Consider the following 19082-nt stretch of genomic DNA (forward strand, 5'->3'; position numbering starts at 1 on the left):
CAGTCCTGGTCGATACCCGGTAGCCCGGTGCCTAGAAAACCTGTCTGGAGTTCGCGATGAAGCTCGCTGTTCCCACCGCCATCAGCGCTGTGATCGGTGCGGTTCTCGGAGCCGTCGTCATCTTCGGGGCAACCGCCGCCGCATCGAACAACACCCGTCCCGACATCGACCGCTCCGGTAATGCCGACTCGTCGCTGCTGAACCAGGTCGAGTACGGCAGTCGCTGACCTCCCCGCTCGGCGACGGGCCCACCGGCGAGAGTCCGCGTTCCGACCCTCTCGGACGACGGTGGCTCGTCGCGTCGGCGCTGATCGCCGTCCTGCTGTCGTTCGTACAGACCCCCGGCTACGTCGTCGCCGACACCAAGTACGACCTGACTCAGAACCCGCTCGGCTTTCTCGATCGCGCATCTCACCTGTGGACCAGCCAGGCGACGCTGGGACAGGTTCAGAACCAGGCTTACGGATACTTCTTCCCGCACGGGGCGTTCTTCGCCCTCGGTGACCTGCTGTCGGTACCCGCCTGGGTCACCCAGCGTCTCTGGTGGGCGTTGCTGCTGTTCGCGGGATTCTGGGGGATCGTCCGTCTGGCCGAGGCGCTCGGCGTCGGCAGCCGCAGTTCCCGAATCGTCGCGGGAGTGGCGTTCGCGCTGGCGCCGCGCGTTCTGACGACCCTCGGGTCGATCAGCTCGGAATCGCTTCCGATGATGCTGGCGCCGTGGGTGCTCGTTCCGCTGGTGAGGGTGTTCTCGGGCACGAAACAGAACTATCGCGTCGCGGCGGCGTCGTCGGCCGTCGCGGTGGCACTGATGGGCGCCGTCAACGCCGTGGCCACCGCAGCCGCCACCCTCGTCGCGGTGATCTGGTGGATCTCGTATCGGCCGAACACCAGTTGGCGACGCTTCACGATGTGGTGGATTCCGTGCCTGCTGTTGGCGACCCTGTGGTGGATCGTCCCCCTGCTTCTGCTCGGCGGGGTCAGTCCGCCGTTCCTCGACTACATCGAATCCTCGGGGACGACAACGGAGTGGACCTCGCTCACCGAGGTGCTCCGCGGCGCCGGTAGCTGGACCCCGTTCGTCTCACCCGAGCGCATCGCCGGCGCCGTGCTGGTGACGCAGCCGGCCGCCGTGGTCGCCACCGGAGCGATCGCCGCCGCCGGCCTCGCGGGACTGTGCATGCGGGCGATGCCGGCGCGAGGGCGTCTGGCGATCGTCCTCGTTCTCGGTCTCGTCGGCATGGGCGTCGGCTATGTCGGCGGGCTCGGGTCGCCGGTCGGCGAGAGCGTCCGGACGTTCCTCGATGGAACGGGCGCACCGCTGCGGAACGTGCACAAACTCGAACCGCTGGTACGCATTCCCCTCGTTCTCGGGCTGGCGCACCTGCTCGCGCGCGTGCCGATGCCCGGCTCCGTCCCGGCCACACGGTGGCGTCGCGCGTTCGCCCACCCCGAGCGTGAACCCCGCGTGGCGCTGACCTCGTTGGTTCTCGTCGCACTTCTGGTCTCGACGTCGCTCGCCTGGACCGGCAAGCTCGCCCCGCGCGGTGCGTACGAGGACGTGCCCGACTACTGGACCAGCGCCGCACAGTGGTTGCAGCAGAACACGTCTGCCGATCCGGCGCAGCAGGCGCGGGCGTTGGTCGTACCGGGCGCACCGTTGGCTGCCCAGGTGTGGGGGCTCACCCGCGACGAACCACTGCAGGCCCTGGCCACCACTCCGTGGGCGGTGCGCGACGCCGTTCCGCTGGTCCCACCCGGAGCGATCCGGGCCCTCGATTCGGTGCAACGCCTCTTCGCCGACGGTCGCCCGTCGGACGGTCTCGCCGACACCCTTCTGGGTCAGAACGTTCGATACCTGGTGCTGCGCAACGACCTCGACGCCGAGGTGAGCAGATCGACGCGTCCGGCCCTGGTGCATCAGAGCGTCGACAACTCCCCCGGCTTGACCAAGGTGGCCGAGTTCGGCGACGAGCTGGGTCCCCGGCACATCGATGGGATCGTCGCCGACGCCGACCTGCGGCCCCGATACCCGGCCATCGAGATCTACGCCGTCCGCAGCCTCACCGACTCCGGCGTGACGGGCCCGTACACCGTCGACGCGTCGTCCGTCCCACGTGTGCGGGGCGGCCCCGAGGTGGCGGCGCGACTCAACGAGGAGCGGGCACGCGGAGGCCTCAATCCTGTTCCGGCCGGACCGATTCTGCTCGACGGCGACGCCGCGGCCGCCGGACTGCCCGTCGACGACGTCCTCGTCACCGATACGCCGGTCGACCGGGAGACCGACTACGGGCAGGTCGACAACCACAGCTCGTCGATCCGGGCGACCGACGATCCGCGGCGCACCCTGAATCTCGTACCGGACTATCCCGTCGAGCGCGAGCCGTTGGTGTCGGGCAATTGGTCGGGAGCCCACATCACCGTCTCGAGTGCCGCGTCCGACGCGACGCAGCTCGGCGGATCGGCGCCGGGCAGCGGACCGCCGGCAACCGTCGACTCGGACCGCGCGACGAGTTGGCTGAGCAACGGCCTCGAAGCAGCTGTGGGGCAATGGCTTCAGCTCGATCTCGACAAGCCGATCACCTCGGGTCTGCTCCGCCTGACCACCAGCGCGGCGGCCATCGGGTCACCGGTGAAGTGGCTCGAGATCAGTACCCCGAACGGAACCACCGCCGCGCGCATCGGCGCACCGGGTGAACCCGTCACGGTGTCGTTGCCCGGCGGTGAGACACCCTGGGTGCGCATCACGGCGGCGCAGACCGAGAACGGTTCGGGCGGTGCACAGTTCGGCATCAGCGAGCTCTCCCTCGACGACTACTCGAACTTCGACAATCCGGTCCCCGTCGTCATTCGCCACCACACGGTGTTACCTGCGGCGCCCAGCGGCGCCCACGTGACGGGATGGGATCTGGCCCAGGAGCTTCCGGGGCGAGCCGGCTGCATCGATACCCCCGACCGCGTCCGCTGCGCCAACGGCATCGCGCTTGAGCCGGAGGAACTGGGCACGTTCGAACGCACGCTGAACGTGCCGGACGGCACCGCGGTGACACCCGAGCTCTGGGTGCGCCCGCGTCAGTCCCCGTCTCTCCAATCACTCGTGACCGAACCCAACCGACCTGTCGTGCAGGGGGACTCGGCCGTCGGTGACCTTCGAGGTTCTGCCTACGCCCTCACCGACGGGGATCCCCGCACCGCGTGGACGGCGTCCTCCGACTCGATCGAGGCACGCGCCGGCACGCAACCGACCGTCACGATCACCCTTCCCGCGCCGACGTTGGTGACCGGACTCGACATCACTCAGAGCATCGGCGATCTCCCCGCGCACCCGACGAGGGTTGCCGTCAATCTCGGTACCGGCCCACAGGTTCGAGAAGTCGGACCGGACACGTCCACCGTCTCGCTGACGCCCGCGGTGACCTCCACGATCGTGCTGTCGATCGTGGCCTGGGACGAGGTGCTGGATCAGACCGCACTCGGATTCGCGCAACAGCAACCGCCCGGTCTCGCCGAAGTCGCTGTGCGCAGCGGCGATTCGGTCACCACCCCCATCGCGCCCGATCCGAATCGGGTCGTGACCCTCGGGTGCGGATTCGGGCCCACGCTCACCATCGCCGGGCAACTGACGCGGACGGCGATCATCACGACCGCGGAGAAGTTGCTGTCGGGATCGCCCATCCGGGCCACCATCTGCGCGGGCGATACGCCCGTCGCCGCCGACGTCTCGAATCCGGTGCCTCTCCCGCGGGGCGAGCAGGAGGTGACCGTCGACCCGGGTCCGTCGTTCTTCGTCGACAGCGTCCATCTGCGCACCGCACCGTTGAAGGCCGCGGCAGCGCCCGGCCCGCAGCCGATCGCCGCACCCGCATCGACGTGGTCCGCCGACGAGCGCAGGGTTGCGATCGACGAGTCCACGACGGACCGCATCCTGGTCGTTCCTGAGAGCACCAACTCCGGTTGGGTGGCAACCGATTCCGCCGGAGCACGCTTGACACCGGTCGTCGTCAGCGGGTGGCAGCAGGGATGGATCGTCCCTGCGGGCACGTCGGGTCAGATCACGATGACCTACCCCGCGGACAAGTGGTACCGCCTCGGCATCTTCGGCGGCCTCGTTCTTCTGCTGCCGCTGCTGCTTCTCGCCTCGATCAGGCGCGAACGTACGTCGAACGACGAGCCGCCGAGGCCGTGGCGCAGCCGAATCGTCGGCGTGATGATGACCCTCGGCGGCGCGTGGGCACTATCGGGTCTCGTCGGTGTCGGTGTAGCAGTGGCACTTCTGGCGTCGATCGAGGTGGTGCGCAGACGATGGGGCCACGCTGCGGCGGCCAAATCACTGGTTGCGCTGGCGGGACTGTCGTTCGCCGGGGCGGCCGCATTGCTGTCGAAGGGACCGTGGCGATCGGTCGACGGGTACATCGGCCACTCGGCGTTGATTCAGTTCTGCGCGCTCGTCGCCGTGCTGTGCGTCGCGTCGGCCGCGCTACCGGACTTTCGGCGGGCCTCCCAGCGCGCGAACGCCACTCGCGCAGGCTCTTCCACCAAGGCGTAGCTCGCCGACGCCACCAACACCGACAACAGGATGGTCACCGCGGTGACCAGAAGGAAGTGTCCGGTGAACGGGATGATGCCGAACACGGGGAAGACGATCGCGAGCACCGCAAGATGCCAGACGAACAAGCCGTAGGACCAGCGACCCAGCATCAATCCGACCGGGCTGTCGAGGTAGCGGTAGCGGCGGTGACCGTCGGCGAACACCAGCGGGGCCAGGAGACCGAAGGCGACGATCGATCCCAGGGCGATCTTGACGGCGTACTGCCACGGGGCCGGCGTCACCAGTCCCTCCGGTCCGGCGAGATCCGTCGTCGAGAGCGCGAACGCCACCGCGGCGATCACGGTCATCAGCGGCCGCCGCGCGCCCCACCGCTGGAACCGGCCGGGACCGTCGACCGCGGAGGAGGACGCGAGCTCGGCGATCACGGCGCCCGTGAGAAACCAGGGCAGGTAACCGGGCATCCAGTTCTGGATGTTGGTGGCGTCGGCGGTGCTGATCGGAAGGAACGCCCATGCGAGCGAGAGCACGGCCACGGCAGTGAGGAGGGGAACCCGCAGCGGTACCCGCGGGCCACGAAGCCCGGCGACGGCCGCCGCGCCGAGCGGCAACACCAGATAGAAGGCCACCTCGACCGACAGCGACCACATCTGCGTCATCCCCTGCGTCAAGGTCAGCGGGAAGAACACCTGTGTGAGCGTCAGGTTGGCGAACCACACGCGCGGTCCGCCCCCCGCCTGCGGAAGCAGCAGGAGAACCACCCACACGACCACCCAGTACGCGGGCAGGATGCGGACCGCGCGGGACAGCAGGTACCGGCCGACAGGCGGGGACCGTCGCAGCCCACGCGCCGCGGCGGCGTGCGGGCGCCACAGCAGAAACCCGGAGAGCGCGAAGAACAGGGCGACAGCGAGGTCGAAACGACCGAGCACCCGTCCGATCACCGGCACGTCGGTGGTCGCGGTCTGGAAGGCGACGTGAGTGAGGAGAACTCCGAGCGCAGCCAGGCCCCGCATGCCCTCCAGCGCGGGCAGGAACCGGCGCTGTGTCGAATCGGTGCTCATCCTGAGCTCAGTGTGCCCCACACGACTGTTCACCGTGTGCCCCACACGACTCTTCACCGTGTGCCCCACACGACTCTTCACTGTGTGTCGCATACGACTGTTACTGTTCCGACCAACGAGTAGGGACGTTCGGCCAGGGGGAAGCTCGTACATTCCCCGTGCCGTCGTCGCATCGACCTTCAAGAGGAGAATGACATGGCGGATCGGTCCGGATCGAGGCCCATCGTTCCGCTCGTGCTCGTAGGGCTGGGCGTGTTCCTGCTCGTCGTGGCAATCCTCATGCCCACCTACATGACCGGTCGCCTCGAGAAGACGCCACTGGACCTCGAGATCACCACCGTGTCCACGGGAACCGGATCCGTGCTGAACTCGGCGTCGCTCACCGCAGGTCGCGCGCAGATCGATCAGAACGTTCCCCTCGTGTCACAGCGCTTCGTCACCACCGAGGAGCCGTCGAACGCCGACACCATCACCGTGCAGGCGGGTTCCACGCTGCGCCGCACCGACAAGCAGGGTGACACCGGCCTGCTCACCGCGCTCGTCGACCGCGTGTCCGCCGACCGCAAGACCGCCATGCCGGTCGATCCGGTGGGCACCATCCAGGCGCAGGGCGACAAGCCGGCCGAGGACGTCCCGCACACCGGCCTGCAGTACAAGTTCCCGTTCAACGCCGAGCAGAAGACGTACCCGTTCTTCGACACCGTGGCGCGCCAGTCGTACGACATGACTTTCGTCGAGGCGACCGAGATCAACGGGCTGCCCGTCTACCACTACACGCAGACGATTCCGCCGGTCGACCTGTCGAAGGTCGTGAACCTCCCGACCAACAAGCTCGCGCTTCCCGCCGACACCTGGGGCGTGTCCGGCGGCGCGACACCGATCACGATGACGCGCTTCTACCAGAACACGCGCAACATCTTCGTCGAGCCGAAGACCGGCGTCATCGTCAAGGGTGAGGAAGACGTGCATCAGTACTACGCACGTCGCGCCGAGACGCCCGAGGTCGACGTTCTGAAGGCGACCATCGGTTTCGACGACAACACGGTCGACTTCCAGATCGGCAAGGCTCGTGACGGAATGGATCAGATCTCGATGATCAGCCGGACCATCCCGATCATCGCGGCCATCGTGGGTCTGATCTCGCTGCTGGTGGGCCTGTTCCTGCTGTTCTTCCGCAAGGGCCGCGGCACTCCGGCACCGGCGTCGGGACCGCGTACGTCCACCGCACCCCCGTCGGCGGCGCAGCCCCAGCGCGGCGAGAACCGTGACTGGACCGAGGATCGCACCGAAGAGATCCCGCGAACAGATCTGCGCAAGCCTCAGCAGTAGACCGTCGAGGCCGGCACCACATGCGCGCTGTCGTCATCGACGAGTTCGGCACGCCGGGCACCGTCCGTGAGATCCCTCGACCCGATGCGGCGCCGGACGGTGCCGTGGTTCGCGTCGAATCGACCGGAGTGTGCCGCAGCGACTGGCACGCGTGGCAGGGTCACGACAGCGACGTCAGGTTGCCGTTCGTCCCCGGCCACGAATTCGCGGGTGTCGTTGTCTCCGTGGGCTCGTCGGTGAGCCGAGAGTGGATCGGCCAGCGAGTCACGACCCCGTTCGTGTGCGCCTGTGGACAGTGCACAGAATGTCGTCGCGGCGACGAGCAGGTCTGCGCGAACCAGGAACAGCCCGGCTTCACGCACGACGGTTCGTTCGCCGAGTACGTCGCGATCCGCTACGCCGAGCACAATCTCGTGCACCTGCCCGACACCATCTCGTTCGACATCGCGGCCACCCTCGGCTGCCGCTACGCCACGGCGTGGCGAGCGGTGCACCGCCGTGCCCGCGTGCGAGCCGGCGAGCACGTCACCGTGTACGGGTGCGGCGGCCTCGGCCTGTCGGCGGTGATCATCGCGGTGGCGGCGGGTGCGACCGTGTCGGCGGTCGACTCGTCCTCTGCCGCACTCGAACTGGCGCGATCATTGGGCGCCGGGGAACACGGTGAACACAGCATTCCGGATGTCACCCTGGAATGCTCCGGCAGCGTCGAACTCGTCGGCACTGCGATACGCGCGCTGCGCACCCGCGGACGCCACGTGCAGATCGGGTTGTTACCGGAGGGTGCGTACGTTCCGATGGACCGGGTCATCGCGCGTGAGCTCGATGTGCTCGGCAGTCACGGACTGGCCGCGCACGAGTATCCGGAACTGTTGCGCGACTTGCCCGTCGACAAGGTGGGGGACCTGATCGCGCGCAGCGTCGCACTCGACGATGTGCCCGGTGTGCTCGCCGAACTCGGAGCGGGCGTGACGATGGTGCATCCGGGCGGTCTCACCGCGGGTTGAGTCAGCGCCGGTTCTATCAGCGCGGGTTGTATCAGCTCAGGGCAGTGAGTCCGATCGGATCGGCGAGCAACTGGCCGATGTCGGCGAGGAACCGCGAACCCTGCTCGCCGTCCACCAACCGATGGTCGAACGACAGGCTGAGAGTGGTCACCGACCGTAACGCAATGTCGCCCTTGTGCTCCCACGGCTGACGACGCACGGCGCCGAAGCACAGGATGGCCGCTTCACCGGGATTGAGGATGGGCGTGCCCGCGTCGACACCGAAGACGCCGACGTTCGTGATGGTGATCGTGCCGTCGGCGAGATCGGCCGGACCGGTCTTGCCCTCTTTCGCCGTCGAGGTGAGGGACTGCAATTGCGTTGCCAGATCACGTAATCCGAGTGTGTGCGCGTCCTTGATGTTCGGCACCATGAGTCCGCGAGGTGTGGCAGCGGCAATTCCCAGGTTGACGTAGGACTTGGTCACCACTTCCTGCGCTGCCTCGTCCCAGGTGGAATTGAGCGACGGATTGGTGCGCAGCGACAGCAGCAGCGCCTTCGCGACCAGGGCGAGCGGGGTGAGTCTGACGTCGGTGAAGTACGCCGACGCACGCAAGGTGTCGATCAGTTCGAGTGTCGGCGTCACGTCGACGGTCAGGAACTCCGTGACGTGTGGGGCCGTGAACGCACTGCGAACCATGGCGTCGGCAGTGTGCTTGCGAACGCCCTTGATCGGCGTGCGGGTTTCGCCGTCGCGGTGGCCGAGGTCGAAACTGCTCAGATCGTCCGCGGTCACGTTGCCGTGTGGACCTGTCGCGGGAACGCCGGCGAGATCGATGCCGTTCATACGCGCGGCATGGCGAACAGGCGGTGATGCCAGCGGCCGGTCGCTGGACACAGCAGCAACCGGGGCCGCGGCCGCACCCGGCCGACGCCTGCTCGGCGCGTCTCCCGCCACCCCGTAGCCGACGAGAACGGGAACGCGCTCGGGCTCGGGCTCGGCGGCTTCTGGCTGGGCGGTTTCAGGCTCGGGCTGGGCTGCCGGCTCGGACTCGGACGCAGGCCCCGTCCGGATGTCGATGATCTCCGCGCCGACGTCGACGGTGTCGCCCGGCTGCGCCTTGAGTGCGGTCACCACGCCCGCGTACGGCGACGGCAGTTCGACGAGCGCCTTGGCTGTCTCGACCTCGGCGATGATCTGGTTCAGCTCGACGGTGTCGCCCACCGCAACCGTCCAGGACACCAGGTCGGCCTCCGTGAGTCCTTCGCCAAGATCGGGAAGGCGGAAGGTGCTGACTGTGCTCATGGAATGACCCTTCGTCGCGCGTGTGTCCTACACCACACAACCAATGTCGAGCACAGTGCGCAAGTCTCGGTACGAAAACTGCGCAGTTAGAACAGTATCGAGGGTCTACTGCCGGGCGGATTGCGCCGAACGCTCGGCCAGGTACAGCTGCGACCACACGAGCACAGCGGTGGCCACAGCACACGACGACGCGATCGCCGCGACCCGCGCGACGGACGTGCCCCACGTCAGCACCACGACGGCCTCGACCGCCAGGGCGATCCACGCCGCGGCGGTGAGTCCGGTTCGATCGCGCGCCACCGACGACAGCAGCGCCCCCTGCATCACGGCCAGCGCGGCACCTTGCAGGGCGAACACCCACAGCAGACCTTGCACCGGGGTGTACGCGTCGCCGACGACGAGCGATGCGAACGGCGACAAAACCGCCACCCCCACCACCAGCGTCGTTCCGACCGCCACCAACACCAGAAGGACCGTTCGCGCGGCCGACGTCGAGCGGACCGGGTCGGCCATCGCCGGATAGAACACCACGCCCACCGCCTGCGGTAACCAAAACGCGGCCTTGGTGGCCACCGCACCGAGCGCGTAGAGCCCGGCGTCCTCCTTCGTCAGAACGACGCGGGCCAGAACCAGGTCGAGCGAGGACAAGCCGATGATGACCAGTTGCACCTGCGACGCCGCGAGCACGGACGTCCAACTCGACGACGGCACCGGCCCGGTCGTCGACGGCCCGGTCACCGCCCGAGCGATCACCGCCATCGCCGCAGTTCCCACTGCGCTCGCCGCCAGCGCGGGACCGGCCGACCCGCCGACCGCCAGGACCACCAGCGCGGGAACCACCTTCGCCACACCGCTCGCGGCGAGCACCGCGCTCAGCGCCCCGAAGCGCGAGTTCCCTTGCAGCAAACCTTGTTCCGCAGCGAGAAGCACCAGAACCGGCGCCGTCACCAGAGCCGCCGCCGTCGTGAGCACCGCAATGTCGAGGATGTACGCGAGGATCGGAGTGAGAGCCGCCGCCGCCACAGCGACCACCGCCGCGCACCGCGCCGCGACCCGCCGCAGCTCCGACCCGGACCGGCCCCGCACGGTCTCCCGCGCGATCACCGTCTGCACCGCCAACGCGGGCACGGCCAGCACCAGTTGCGCCGCCAACAGCGTCGCGAATTCGCCGTAGCCGAGTGGACCGAGCCACCGACTGGCCGGGAGATGCAGAAGGTAGGCCGCGATGTTCGCCACCATCGACCCCGCCGTCACGAACGCGAGACCGCCGAAGGAACCCGACCCCGACCGGCCTCCGGCCTGCCCGAAGGATCCCGACCGGCCTCCGGCCTGCCCGCCCGCCTTCCCGCGCATGCACACACTATGACACCCGCCTCGGACCGCTAAGTTGTCGCTCATGCGCATGCGTGGCCGAATCGTCGCGCCCGCCTGGTCTCTCGCCCTGGCCCTGCTGGCCGTGGGCCCCCTCCTCGGCGACGGCTACCTGCTTCTCCGCGACGCGGTCAGCACGCCGCGCTCCTACCTCACCGACTCCGCGCTCGGCCTGTCGGACGCTGCGCCGCGCGCAGTGCCCCAGGACGCGGCCATCGCCGTGCTGTCCAGCGTCGTCGACGGCGGCATCGTGGTGAAGGTTCTCTTGGTCGGCGCACTGTGGGCGGCCGGATGGGGTGCGGCCGTCATGACGCGGCGGGTGCTTCGCGGCGTCGGACCGGCCGGGGAAGTCGTGGCCGCCACCGTTGCCGTCTGGAACCCCTACGTCGCAGAACGCCTGCTCCAGGGACATTGGTCGCTCCTCGTCGGGTACGGCGCACTTCCGTGGGCGGTGGTCGCGGCGGTGGAGCTGCGGGCAGGCCGGAGGCCGGGGCGCTGGTGGCCCCTGGCCCTCTGCTTGGGTCTGGCCGGGATCACGCCGACGGGCGTTCTGCTCGTGGCGGTGCTGGCACTGTCGGTTCTCGCCGCACCCGGAGGCGTCCGGCGCGCACGCCGCCTTCTCGGCACCCTCGCGCTCACCGTCGCCGTCTCGGTGCCGTGGCTCGTCGCCACCCTCCTCGGCGGATCGGGGTCGGCCGGGTCCGATCCGGCGGGAGTGCCCGCGTTCGCGGCTCGGGCGGAACCCGGTCTCGGCACGATCGGCAGCCTCGCCGGACTCGGCGGCATCTGGAACGCCGACGCGGTGCCGACGTCCCGTACGACGCTCTTCGCGGCCGTCGGGACGCTCCTTCTGCTTCTCGTGGCAGCGGCCGGAGCGTCCTTCCTGTGGAGACGACGGCGCAATCCCGTGCTGGCGGCGGTGGTCGTTCTCGGCGGGACGTCCGTCGTGGTGATCGCCCTCGCTGCCACGCCGTGGGGTCTGAGCGTCGGTGAATGGGCAGCGCGCGCCGTCCCCGGGGCCGGACTCACGCGCGACGGGCAGAAGTGGGTCGCGCTGTGGATGCCCGCGTTGGCGCTGGCCGCGGCGGCGGGTACCCGACGCTTCCGGCGGCCGCGAGGCCACGCAGCCATGGCCGTCGTCGCCGTGCTCGTCGCGCTTCCCGACCTTGCGTGGACTCTCTCGCCGGTCACGTATCCGTCGTCATGGGACCGTGTGGCGCAGCAAGTCGACGCAGCGCACAAAGACACAGCGCACAAAAACACGAACCGAGGCGACGTAGCCGTCCTGCCGGCCGGGACGTTCCGACGGTTCGAGTGGTCCGGTGATGCCCCCGTCCTGGATCCGGCACCACGCTTCCTACCTGCGGACGTCGTCGCGACCGGCGATCTCCCGGTTGCCGGTGGGGTGGTGCGGGGTGAAGGAACGCGCGCCACTGCCGTCGAGAACGTCCTGCTCGCCGGCGGAAGCCCGGCCGAACTCGCCGACCTCGGCGTCGGATGGGTGCTCGTCGAACGTGGCACGCCCGGGCCGCTCGGCGATTCCTCGCGCACGCTCGACGCGCTCGACCCGGTGTTCTCCAACGCGGACTTGGCCCTCTACGCCGTGCCGAACGCGACGATCGTTCGCGCGAGTACACGCGACCGAGTGATCACGATCGGTGCACACCTGCTGTGGGCGGCCGTCGTGATCGGCGCGTCAGCGGTGGGCGTCGGACGAGCGCTGCGACGCCTCCGCGCCGTCCGTCTCGAGCGGCGAGCTGACCAGGCCTGACACCAGAGCACCCGCGGCTCGCTGTTCCAGAACCGTCCGCACCCCGTCGGCGCACTGCCCCCACGAGAACTCGCGGGTGCGCAATCGGGCCTTCTCGCCGAGGAACTCCCGGAATTCCTCGTCGCGCAGCAGCTCGCCGGCCGCAGCGGTGAGGGTGGCGACGTCGTCGGCGCGGGTGTCGCCGCCGACCAGCAGGCCGGTGACGCCGTCGACGATGGAGTCGGCCAGCCCGCGCGAATGCCGGTAGCCGACCGTGGGGACACCGTGTTGAGCCGCCTCCACGACGGCGAGGCCCCAGCCCTCCTTGCGCGACGGAAGCAGGTGGACCCACGACGCCGCGAGGAGGCGATGCTTCTCGACCTCGGACACGTGCCCGTGGAAGGTGACAGCGTCGTCGACTCCGCGTTCGCGGCTGTACTCGCGCAGGTTCTCCTCCCACCAACCGCCGCCGATGACGTCGAGGTGCAGTTCGGGAACACTCGGGCGCAGGGTGGCGAGAGCGTCGATCGCGTCCTCGATCTGCTTGTGGGGAACCAGGCGGGAGAGGACGGTCAACCTCGGCGTGCGGGACCGCGGTACCGGGTCGATATCCGGGACAGCGTCGATTCCGTTGCGTACCACCGCAATACGGTCGCGATCGACGCCCAGGGAGACCAGCTCGTCGGCCGAGGGCAGCGACACCGTCAGGTACTGATCGCGTCGGTGCAGTCGCGGCGAGATGCGCGACTCGATGAGCCACCCCACGCGCGAGAACAGCCGACCGGCCACCGGCCACTGCTCTCGGTGGCAGTGGTGGACGAGCACGGTCACGGGGGCCTTCGTCACGAGGCGGGCGAAGAACGGGATGCCGTTCTGGGTGTCGACGACGGCGTCGACCGTATGGCCGGCGAGCGGACCGATCCCGAGACGAGCCGCCGCCATCGCGCCGAGCGCACGGGGGTAGACCGAGAATCGACCACCGCCGCGCGTGATGCGCATGCCGTCGCGCCACTCTTCCTTCGGCGCACCTCGGTAGGACGCGGTCCGAAGGGTCACCGCGATGCCACGGGCCGCGAGGCCCGCGCCGACGTGTTCGAGGTAGCGCTCACTGCCTCCGCCCTGCGGATGACCGGAATCGCGCCAGCACAGAAGGAGAACGTGCTGCACTGCGATCCCCCTGACCCTTCTCGTCGCCCATTTCATTCGGCTGAATGATATTCCGACCCATCCTCGCCGTGAGACCATGCGAATTACCCGATAAACGTTTGTTTGTCGGACAGATCGATGGAGATCATCATGCTCGATCAGCGAATCGACGGAAACACCCTCGAGGGCGTGTCGTCCACCACCCTCTACACCTTGTACAACCGCGCGTCGTTCGCCCGTGGCGACCGACGCGTCGTCGACGATCCTATGGCACTACGCATCTTCGAGAGCATCGACTACGACTGGTCCAAGTTCGGCAAGGCGGACCCGGCGGCCGCGCTGCGCTCGCGCACGTTCGACCGCGCCACCCGCGACTTCCTGGCACGGAACCCGAGGGCAACCATCGTCGCACTCGGCGAGGGTTTGCAGACGAGCTACTGGCGGCTCGGGCGTCCGCGCAACCCGTGGTTCTCGATCGATCTCGAACCCGTGATGGATCTGCGGCGACGGGTGCTGCCCGACGAACTCGACATCGTGCACCTGGCCGAGTCCGCGTTCGACACCGCGTGGATGGACAGCATCCCGCGTGAGGAGAAGGTGTTCGTCACGGCCGAGGGCCTGCTGATGTACTTCGACGAGGCGAGCGCCCTGGCTCTGATCGGGGAGTGCGCGGCGCGTTTCCCCGGCGGCGGAATGATTTTCGACTCCATTCCTTCGTGGGTGTCGAAGAAAACGATCAAAGGTATTGCGATGAGCGATCGCTACACCATTCCGGCGATGCCGTTCTCGATGAGCACGTCGCGCGCACGCCGACTCGACAGCGAGATTCCCCGTGTCTCCTCGGCCACCGAGCGACTGTTTCCGCCGGCACGCGGGATGTCCAAGTTCATGACGAACCGGGTCCTGTCCAACCTTCCCGGCCTCCGCAATCTCCGCCCGTGCACGACCGTGCTGCACTTCGAGGGCTAGGTTCGCCCGCACGTTAAGGTTCTCCTCGTGCTGGGGGGAGCGAGGTTTCAGAGATCGGTGACCGCCCGGCTCGCTCGCCGCGCCACCCTGCGCCGATCGGTGACACTTGCCGCCGACTTCCGATTCGAGCAGACCGATCCGGCCGTGTTCTACGGCAATCTCGCCGTCGACACCGCCGCGCTGATCGACGACGTCCACGCCGGCGCGACCGGCCGCACCCTCGACGGTGCGGTGATTCTGGACGTCGGCGGTGGGCCAGGCTACTTCGCCGACGCGTTCGCGGGCGCCGGCGCCCGCTACCTCTCGGTCGAACCGGACCCGGCCGAGATGCACGCCGCCGACCTCGAGGTCCACGGCAGCGTGCGCGGGTCGGGCACCGCACTCCCGTTCCGCACGTCGAGCGTCGACGTGTGCATGTCGTCCAACGTCGCCGAGCACGTGCGAGACCCGTGGGCGATGGGCGAGGAGATGCTGCGCGTGACCGCGCCCGGCGGCATCGTCGTGCTCTCGTACACCCTGTGGTGGGGCCCGTTCGGGGGCCACGAAACCGGGCCGTGGCACTTCCTCGGCGGCGAACGCGCGGCCCGTCGGTACGTGCGTAAACACGGTCACGAACCGAAGAACCGTTACGGGCGGTCCTTGTTCGCGGTCGGTGCATCCGATGGATTACGTTGGGCCACAACGACTCCGAACGGCGAGCTGCTCACTGCGTTTCCGCGCTACCATCCCCGCTGGGCGTGGTGGCTGGTCCGCGTTCCCGTCGTGCGAGAGGTCTTGGTGAGCAACCTCGTTCTCGTCCTGCGCGCGATACGGTGACAGGATGACGGCGCTCGCACTCGACATCGGCGGAACGAAGTTCGCGGCGGCCATGGTGGGTGCGAACGGCCGCCCGATCGATCCGAAAGTCACCCCGACACCGACCGCCGACGTCTGGGACGCGTGCAAGCAGTTGCTCTACGACGTGTTGGCCTCTGCGAACGTCGAAGCCGCACAGATCACCGACGTGGGGATCGCGTCGGCGGGCCCGGTCGACACCACCGCGGGAGTCGTCTCTCCCATCAACATCGCCGAATGGTACGAGGGCTTCCCCATCGTCGACGCCGTCCGCTCCCTCTTTCCCGACGCCACCGTCACGTTGGCTCTGGACGGCGCGTGTGTGGCGTTGGCCGAGCACCGATTCGGCGCGGGACGCGGCGTCGCAGACCTTGTGGGCATCACCGTCTCGACCGGCATCGGCGGCGGCATCGTTCTCGACGGAAAGATCGTGTCCGGCCGATCGGGCAACGCCGGCCACATCGGACACATCGTGGTCCCCGGGTCGACCGAACCCTGCACGTGCGGCGGGGTGGGATGCGTCGAGACCGTGGCGAGCGGGCCCAACGCCGTGCGCTGGGCTCGGTCGCAGGGCTGGGAGGGCGACGACGGCATCGCCCTCGCCCGAGCGGCGGCCGACGGCGACCCGGCGGCCGCCGCCGCACTGCAACGCGCGGGGGCAGCGATCGGCCAGGCGATAGCGTCGACCGCAGCTCTGCTGGACATCCGGCTGGCCGTCGTCGGCGGTGGGTTCTCCGAGGCGGGTCCCCCTCTGTGGGATCCGCTGCTGCAGTCGGTGGAACTGCACGCGAAACTGAACTTTCTGCGCGAGTTCCGGGTTCTGCCCACCGAACTCGGTGGCCTCGGGACGCTCACCGGCGCCGCGGCTCTCGTGAGCGCCTGATGGCCGAGAAAACCGACGAGAGCACGGTCACCGTCGTCCTGGCTTTCGGCGCGAACGCACTTGTCGCCGTGGCCAAGACGGGCGCCGCACTGTTCACCGGATCTGCATCGATGGTGGCCGAAGCGGCGCATTCCTGGGCCGACACCGGCAACGAGGTGCTGCTGGTCATCGCCAACTCGCGGTCCCGACGCGAACCGGACGACCTTCACCCGTTCGGGTACGGCCGGGAGGCATACGTCTGGTCGATGTTCGCTGCCCTCGGACTTTTCGCCCTCGGTGCCGGCGTGTCCATCACTCACGGCATTCAGGAACTTTCGAACTCCGACCCGGCGGGCGACTTCGTGATCGCGTACGTCGTTCTCGCAGTCGCGTTCGTACTGGAAGGCATTTCGTTCCGGCAGGCGTACAAGCAGCTGAAGAACGAGGCGCAGCGCGCGCACCGCGACGTGATGGAGCAAGCGCTGGCAACGTCCGACCCCACGGTGCGGGCCGTGTTCGCCGAGGATGCCGCGGCGTTGGCCGGTCTGGTCATCGCGTTCGTCGGCATCCTGCTTCACCAGATCACGGGATCACCCGTCCCCGACGCCATCGGTTCCATCCTCGTCGGCGTCCTGCTCGCGGTGGTCGCGGTGATCCTGATCGACCGCAACCGGCGATTCCTGCTGGGAGAGGCGGCGTCGCCGCAGCTGCGGAAGGGGGCCGAATCGACGATCACCGAGTTCGCGGAGGTCAGCAGCGTGTCGTTTCTCCGCATGGAGTACGTCGGGCCGCGCCTCGTCTACCTGGTCGCCCGCGTCGATCTGGAGGGCGACTATGCGGAATCACGCGTCGCGGAGACTCTGCATTCCCTCGAGCGGCGGCTCGAGGAGAGCCCGTACATCGTCCAGGCGATGTTGACGCTGAGCTGAGCACTCCTCACACATGACTCAGGGGCACCCTCAGGTCGGTCCATCGACGTGAAGGTGCCCCTGTGTCGGAAAACAGCTGTGTCGGAACAGAAGGTAAGGCTCAGCCCAGGCGCTGCTTGAGCGCCTCGAACTCGTCCTTGATGCCGGTCGGGAGCTTCTCGCCGACGAAGTCGAACCACTCTTCGATGCTCGGGATCTCGGCCTTCCACTCGTCGACGTCGACGGTCAGCGCTTCCTGAACATCGGCCAGGGCCACGTCCAAGCCGTCGAGGTCGAGCGCGTCGGCGGTGGGAACGACACCGACCGGGGTCTCGACGCCGGCCGCCTTGTTCTCGATGCGCTCGACGATCCACTTCAGCACGCGGGAGTTCTCGCCGAATCCGGGCCACAGGAAGCGCTTGTCCTCGCCGCGACGGAACCAGTTGACGTAGAACACCTTCGGAAGCTTGGACTCGTCGGCGCTCTTGCCCAACTCGATCCAGTGCTGCAGGTAGTCACCGACGTTGTAGCCGAGGAACGGGAGCATGGCCATCGGGTCGCGGCGGATGGTGCCCACCTGACCTTCGGCGGCGGCCGTCTGCTCGGAACCGACGGTGGCGCCCATGAACACGCCGTGCTGCCAGTCGCGCGCCTCGGTCACCAGCGGGACGGTCGTCTTGCGTCGTCCACCGAACAGGATCGCGGAGATCGGGACACCCTTCGGGTCCTCCCACTCCGGCGCCATGATCGGGCACTGGGACATGGGCACGCAGTATCGCGAGTTCGGGTGTGCCGCAGGGGTATCCGAGTCCGGAGTCCAGTCCGCGCCGGTCCAGTCGATCAGGTGCTTCGGGTCTCCTTCGAGTCCCTCCCACCACACGTCGCCGTCGTCGGTCAGCGCGACGTTGGTGAACACCGAGTTGCCCTGATCGATCGTCTTCATCGCGTTGGGGTTCGAGTCCCAGTTGGTGCCGGGTGCAACGCCGAAGAAACCGTACTCCGGGTTGACCGCGTAGAGACGGCCGTCGTCACCGAAGCGCATCCAGGCGATGTCGTCACCGAGGGTCTCGGCGCGCCAGCCCGGGATGGTCGGCTGAATCATGGCGAGGTTGGTCTTGCCACACGCGGACGGGAACGCCGCCGCGATGTAGTACGCCTTGTCCTCGGGAGAGATGAGCTTGAGGATCAGCATGTGCTCGGCGAGCCAGCCCTCGTCGTGCGCCATCGCGGAGGCGATACGCAGCGAGTAGCACTTCTTGCCCAGCAGGGCGTTGCCGCCGTATCCGGAACCGTAGCTCCAGATTTCGCGGTCCTCGGGGAAGTGGGTGATGTACTTGGTGTCGTTGCACGGCCACGGCACGTCGGCTTCGCCCTCGGCCAGCGGTGCTCCGAGCGAATGCAAAGCCTTGACGAAGAAGCCGTCGGTGCCCATCTTGTCGAGGACGGCGGAGCCCATGCGGGTCATCACGCGCATCGAGACGACGACGTACTCCGAGTCGGTCAGTTCCACGCCGAGCTTCGGGTCTTCGGCGTCGAGCGGTCCCATACAGAACGGGACGACGTACATGGTGCGGCCACGCATCGAGCCGCGGTAGAGATCGGACATCAGGGTCCGCATCTCGGTCGGGTCCATCCAGTTGTTCGTGGGGCCCGCGTCGATCTGCTCCTTCGAGCAGATGTACGTGCGCGACTCGACGCGGGCGACGTCCGACGGGTCGGAGTTGCCGAGGAACGAGTTCGGCTTCTTGTCGGCGTTCAGCCGGGTGAAGGTGCCCGCGTCGACCAACTGGTTCGTGAGGCGGTCCCACTCCTCGTCCGATCCGTCCGCGAAGACGATGCGATCGGGCTGGGTGAGTTCGGCAACGTCCTGGATCCAGCTCAGAAGGCCCGCATGTGTGGTGGGGGGCGTGCCGTCGGTGCCGTTGAGACCTGTGATGGTCGCGGTCATGAAAGTCTCCTGATGCTGCAGTTACGGGGCGGCGCCCACAAACCGGACATACGTACGACTGTGGCGGAC

The 19082-nt window shown here is 68.2% G+C and carries 14 protein-coding genes; 9 read left to right on the forward strand and 5 right to left on the reverse strand.

Annotated elements, in window-relative coordinates; genetic code table 11:
- The first annotated feature begins 56 nt into the window (after positions 1 to 56).
- Both AC59JP_RS20910 and AC59JP_RS20915 read left to right on the forward strand, forming a co-directional pair.
- A complete protein-coding gene (locus tag AC59JP_RS20910) occupies positions 57 to 227 on the forward strand; it encodes a DUF2613 domain-containing protein (protein ID WP_188543053.1) in 171 nt (56 codons plus the stop codon).
- A complete protein-coding gene (locus tag AC59JP_RS20915; protein ID WP_497327925.1) occupies positions 224 to 4543 on the forward strand; it encodes an alpha-(1->3)-arabinofuranosyltransferase domain-containing protein in 4320 nt (1439 codons plus the stop codon). The genes AC59JP_RS20910 and AC59JP_RS20915 overlap by 4 nt, the downstream gene beginning before the upstream one ends.
- Here the strand turns inward: AC59JP_RS20915 and AC59JP_RS20920 are convergent.
- On the reverse strand, positions 4429 to 5607 hold the full coding sequence (locus AC59JP_RS20920) for an acyltransferase family protein (RefSeq protein WP_497327755.1): 1179 nt from the start codon (positions 5605 to 5607) through the stop codon (positions 4429 to 4431). The genes AC59JP_RS20915 and AC59JP_RS20920 overlap by 115 nt on opposite strands.
- A 195-nt stretch (positions 5608 to 5802) precedes the next feature.
- Between AC59JP_RS20920 and pgfA the strand changes: the two genes are divergently transcribed.
- Entirely contained in the window at positions 5803 to 6936 is a 1134-nt protein-coding gene (pgfA, locus tag AC59JP_RS20925; protein ID WP_497327756.1) for a cell envelope lipid trafficking protein PgfA, read from the forward strand.
- Positions 6937 to 6956: 20 nt separating this feature from the next.
- Positions 6957 to 7940: an alcohol dehydrogenase catalytic domain-containing protein gene (locus AC59JP_RS20930; RefSeq protein WP_497327757.1), complete on the forward strand. Its 984-nt coding sequence runs from the start codon at positions 6957 to 6959 to the stop codon at positions 7938 to 7940.
- Positions 7941 to 7971: 31 nt separating this feature from the next.
- On the opposite strand, the gene AC59JP_RS20935 is transcribed toward AC59JP_RS20930, so the two are convergent.
- Both AC59JP_RS20935 and AC59JP_RS20940 read right to left on the reverse strand, forming a co-directional pair.
- The gene (locus tag AC59JP_RS20935) at positions 7972 to 9225 is read right to left on the reverse strand and encodes a dihydrolipoamide acetyltransferase family protein (RefSeq protein WP_497327758.1); all 1254 of its coding nucleotides are present in this window, start codon (positions 9223 to 9225) and stop codon (positions 7972 to 7974) included.
- A 105-nt stretch (positions 9226 to 9330) separates the two neighbouring features.
- On the reverse strand, positions 9331 to 10464 hold the full coding sequence (locus AC59JP_RS20940) for an MATE family efflux transporter (RefSeq protein WP_497327926.1): 1134 nt from the start codon (positions 10462 to 10464) through the stop codon (positions 9331 to 9333).
- A 157-nt stretch (positions 10465 to 10621) separates the two neighbouring features.
- On the opposite strand from AC59JP_RS20940, the gene AC59JP_RS20945 reads away from it, so the two are divergent.
- The gene (locus AC59JP_RS20945) at positions 10622 to 12367 is read left to right on the forward strand and encodes an MmpA family trehalose lipid delivery protein (protein ID WP_497327759.1); all 1746 of its coding nucleotides are present in this window, start codon (positions 10622 to 10624) and stop codon (positions 12365 to 12367) included.
- Here the strand turns inward: AC59JP_RS20945 and AC59JP_RS20950 are convergent.
- Entirely contained in the window at positions 12293 to 13513 is a 1221-nt protein-coding gene (locus AC59JP_RS20950) for a glycosyltransferase family 4 protein (protein ID WP_497327760.1), read from the reverse strand. The two genes, AC59JP_RS20945 and AC59JP_RS20950, sit on opposite strands and share 75 nt — an antisense overlap.
- A gap of 129 nt (positions 13514 to 13642) precedes the next feature.
- On the opposite strand from AC59JP_RS20950, the gene AC59JP_RS20955 reads away from it, so the two are divergent.
- Genes AC59JP_RS20955 through AC59JP_RS20970 form a run of 4 tightly spaced genes read left to right on the forward strand, consistent with a single transcriptional unit; the run spans position 13643 to position 17086 of the window.
- Positions 13643 to 14461 (forward strand): class I SAM-dependent methyltransferase, encoded by an 819-nt coding sequence (locus AC59JP_RS20955; protein WP_497327761.1) that lies wholly within the window; start codon positions 13643 to 13645, stop codon positions 14459 to 14461.
- Between the two features lie 57 nt (positions 14462 to 14518).
- Positions 14519 to 15277 carry a class I SAM-dependent methyltransferase gene (locus AC59JP_RS20960; RefSeq protein ID WP_497327762.1) on the forward strand — a complete coding sequence of 253 codons (759 nt, stop codon included), beginning with the start codon at positions 14519 to 14521 and terminating at the stop codon, positions 15275 to 15277.
- A 4-nt stretch (positions 15278 to 15281) separates the two neighbouring features.
- Positions 15282 to 16178: an ROK family protein gene (locus tag AC59JP_RS20965; RefSeq protein WP_497327763.1), complete on the forward strand. Its 897-nt coding sequence runs from the start codon at positions 15282 to 15284 to the stop codon at positions 16176 to 16178.
- Positions 16178 to 17086 carry a cation diffusion facilitator family transporter gene (locus AC59JP_RS20970; RefSeq protein WP_497327764.1) on the forward strand — a complete coding sequence of 303 codons (909 nt, stop codon included), beginning with the start codon at positions 16178 to 16180 and terminating at the stop codon, positions 17084 to 17086. The genes AC59JP_RS20965 and AC59JP_RS20970 overlap by 1 nt, the downstream gene beginning before the upstream one ends.
- Positions 17087 to 17186: 100 nt before the next feature.
- Here the strand turns inward: AC59JP_RS20970 and AC59JP_RS20975 are convergent, their stop codons facing one another.
- Positions 17187 to 19013 carry a phosphoenolpyruvate carboxykinase (GTP) gene (locus AC59JP_RS20975; RefSeq protein WP_497327765.1) on the reverse strand — a complete coding sequence of 609 codons (1827 nt, stop codon included), beginning with the start codon at positions 19011 to 19013 and terminating at the stop codon, positions 17187 to 17189.
- Positions 19014 to 19082 lie beyond the last annotated feature (69 nt).

The sequence above is a fragment of the Rhodococcus sp. 320_ES genome (assembly GCF_059691855.1).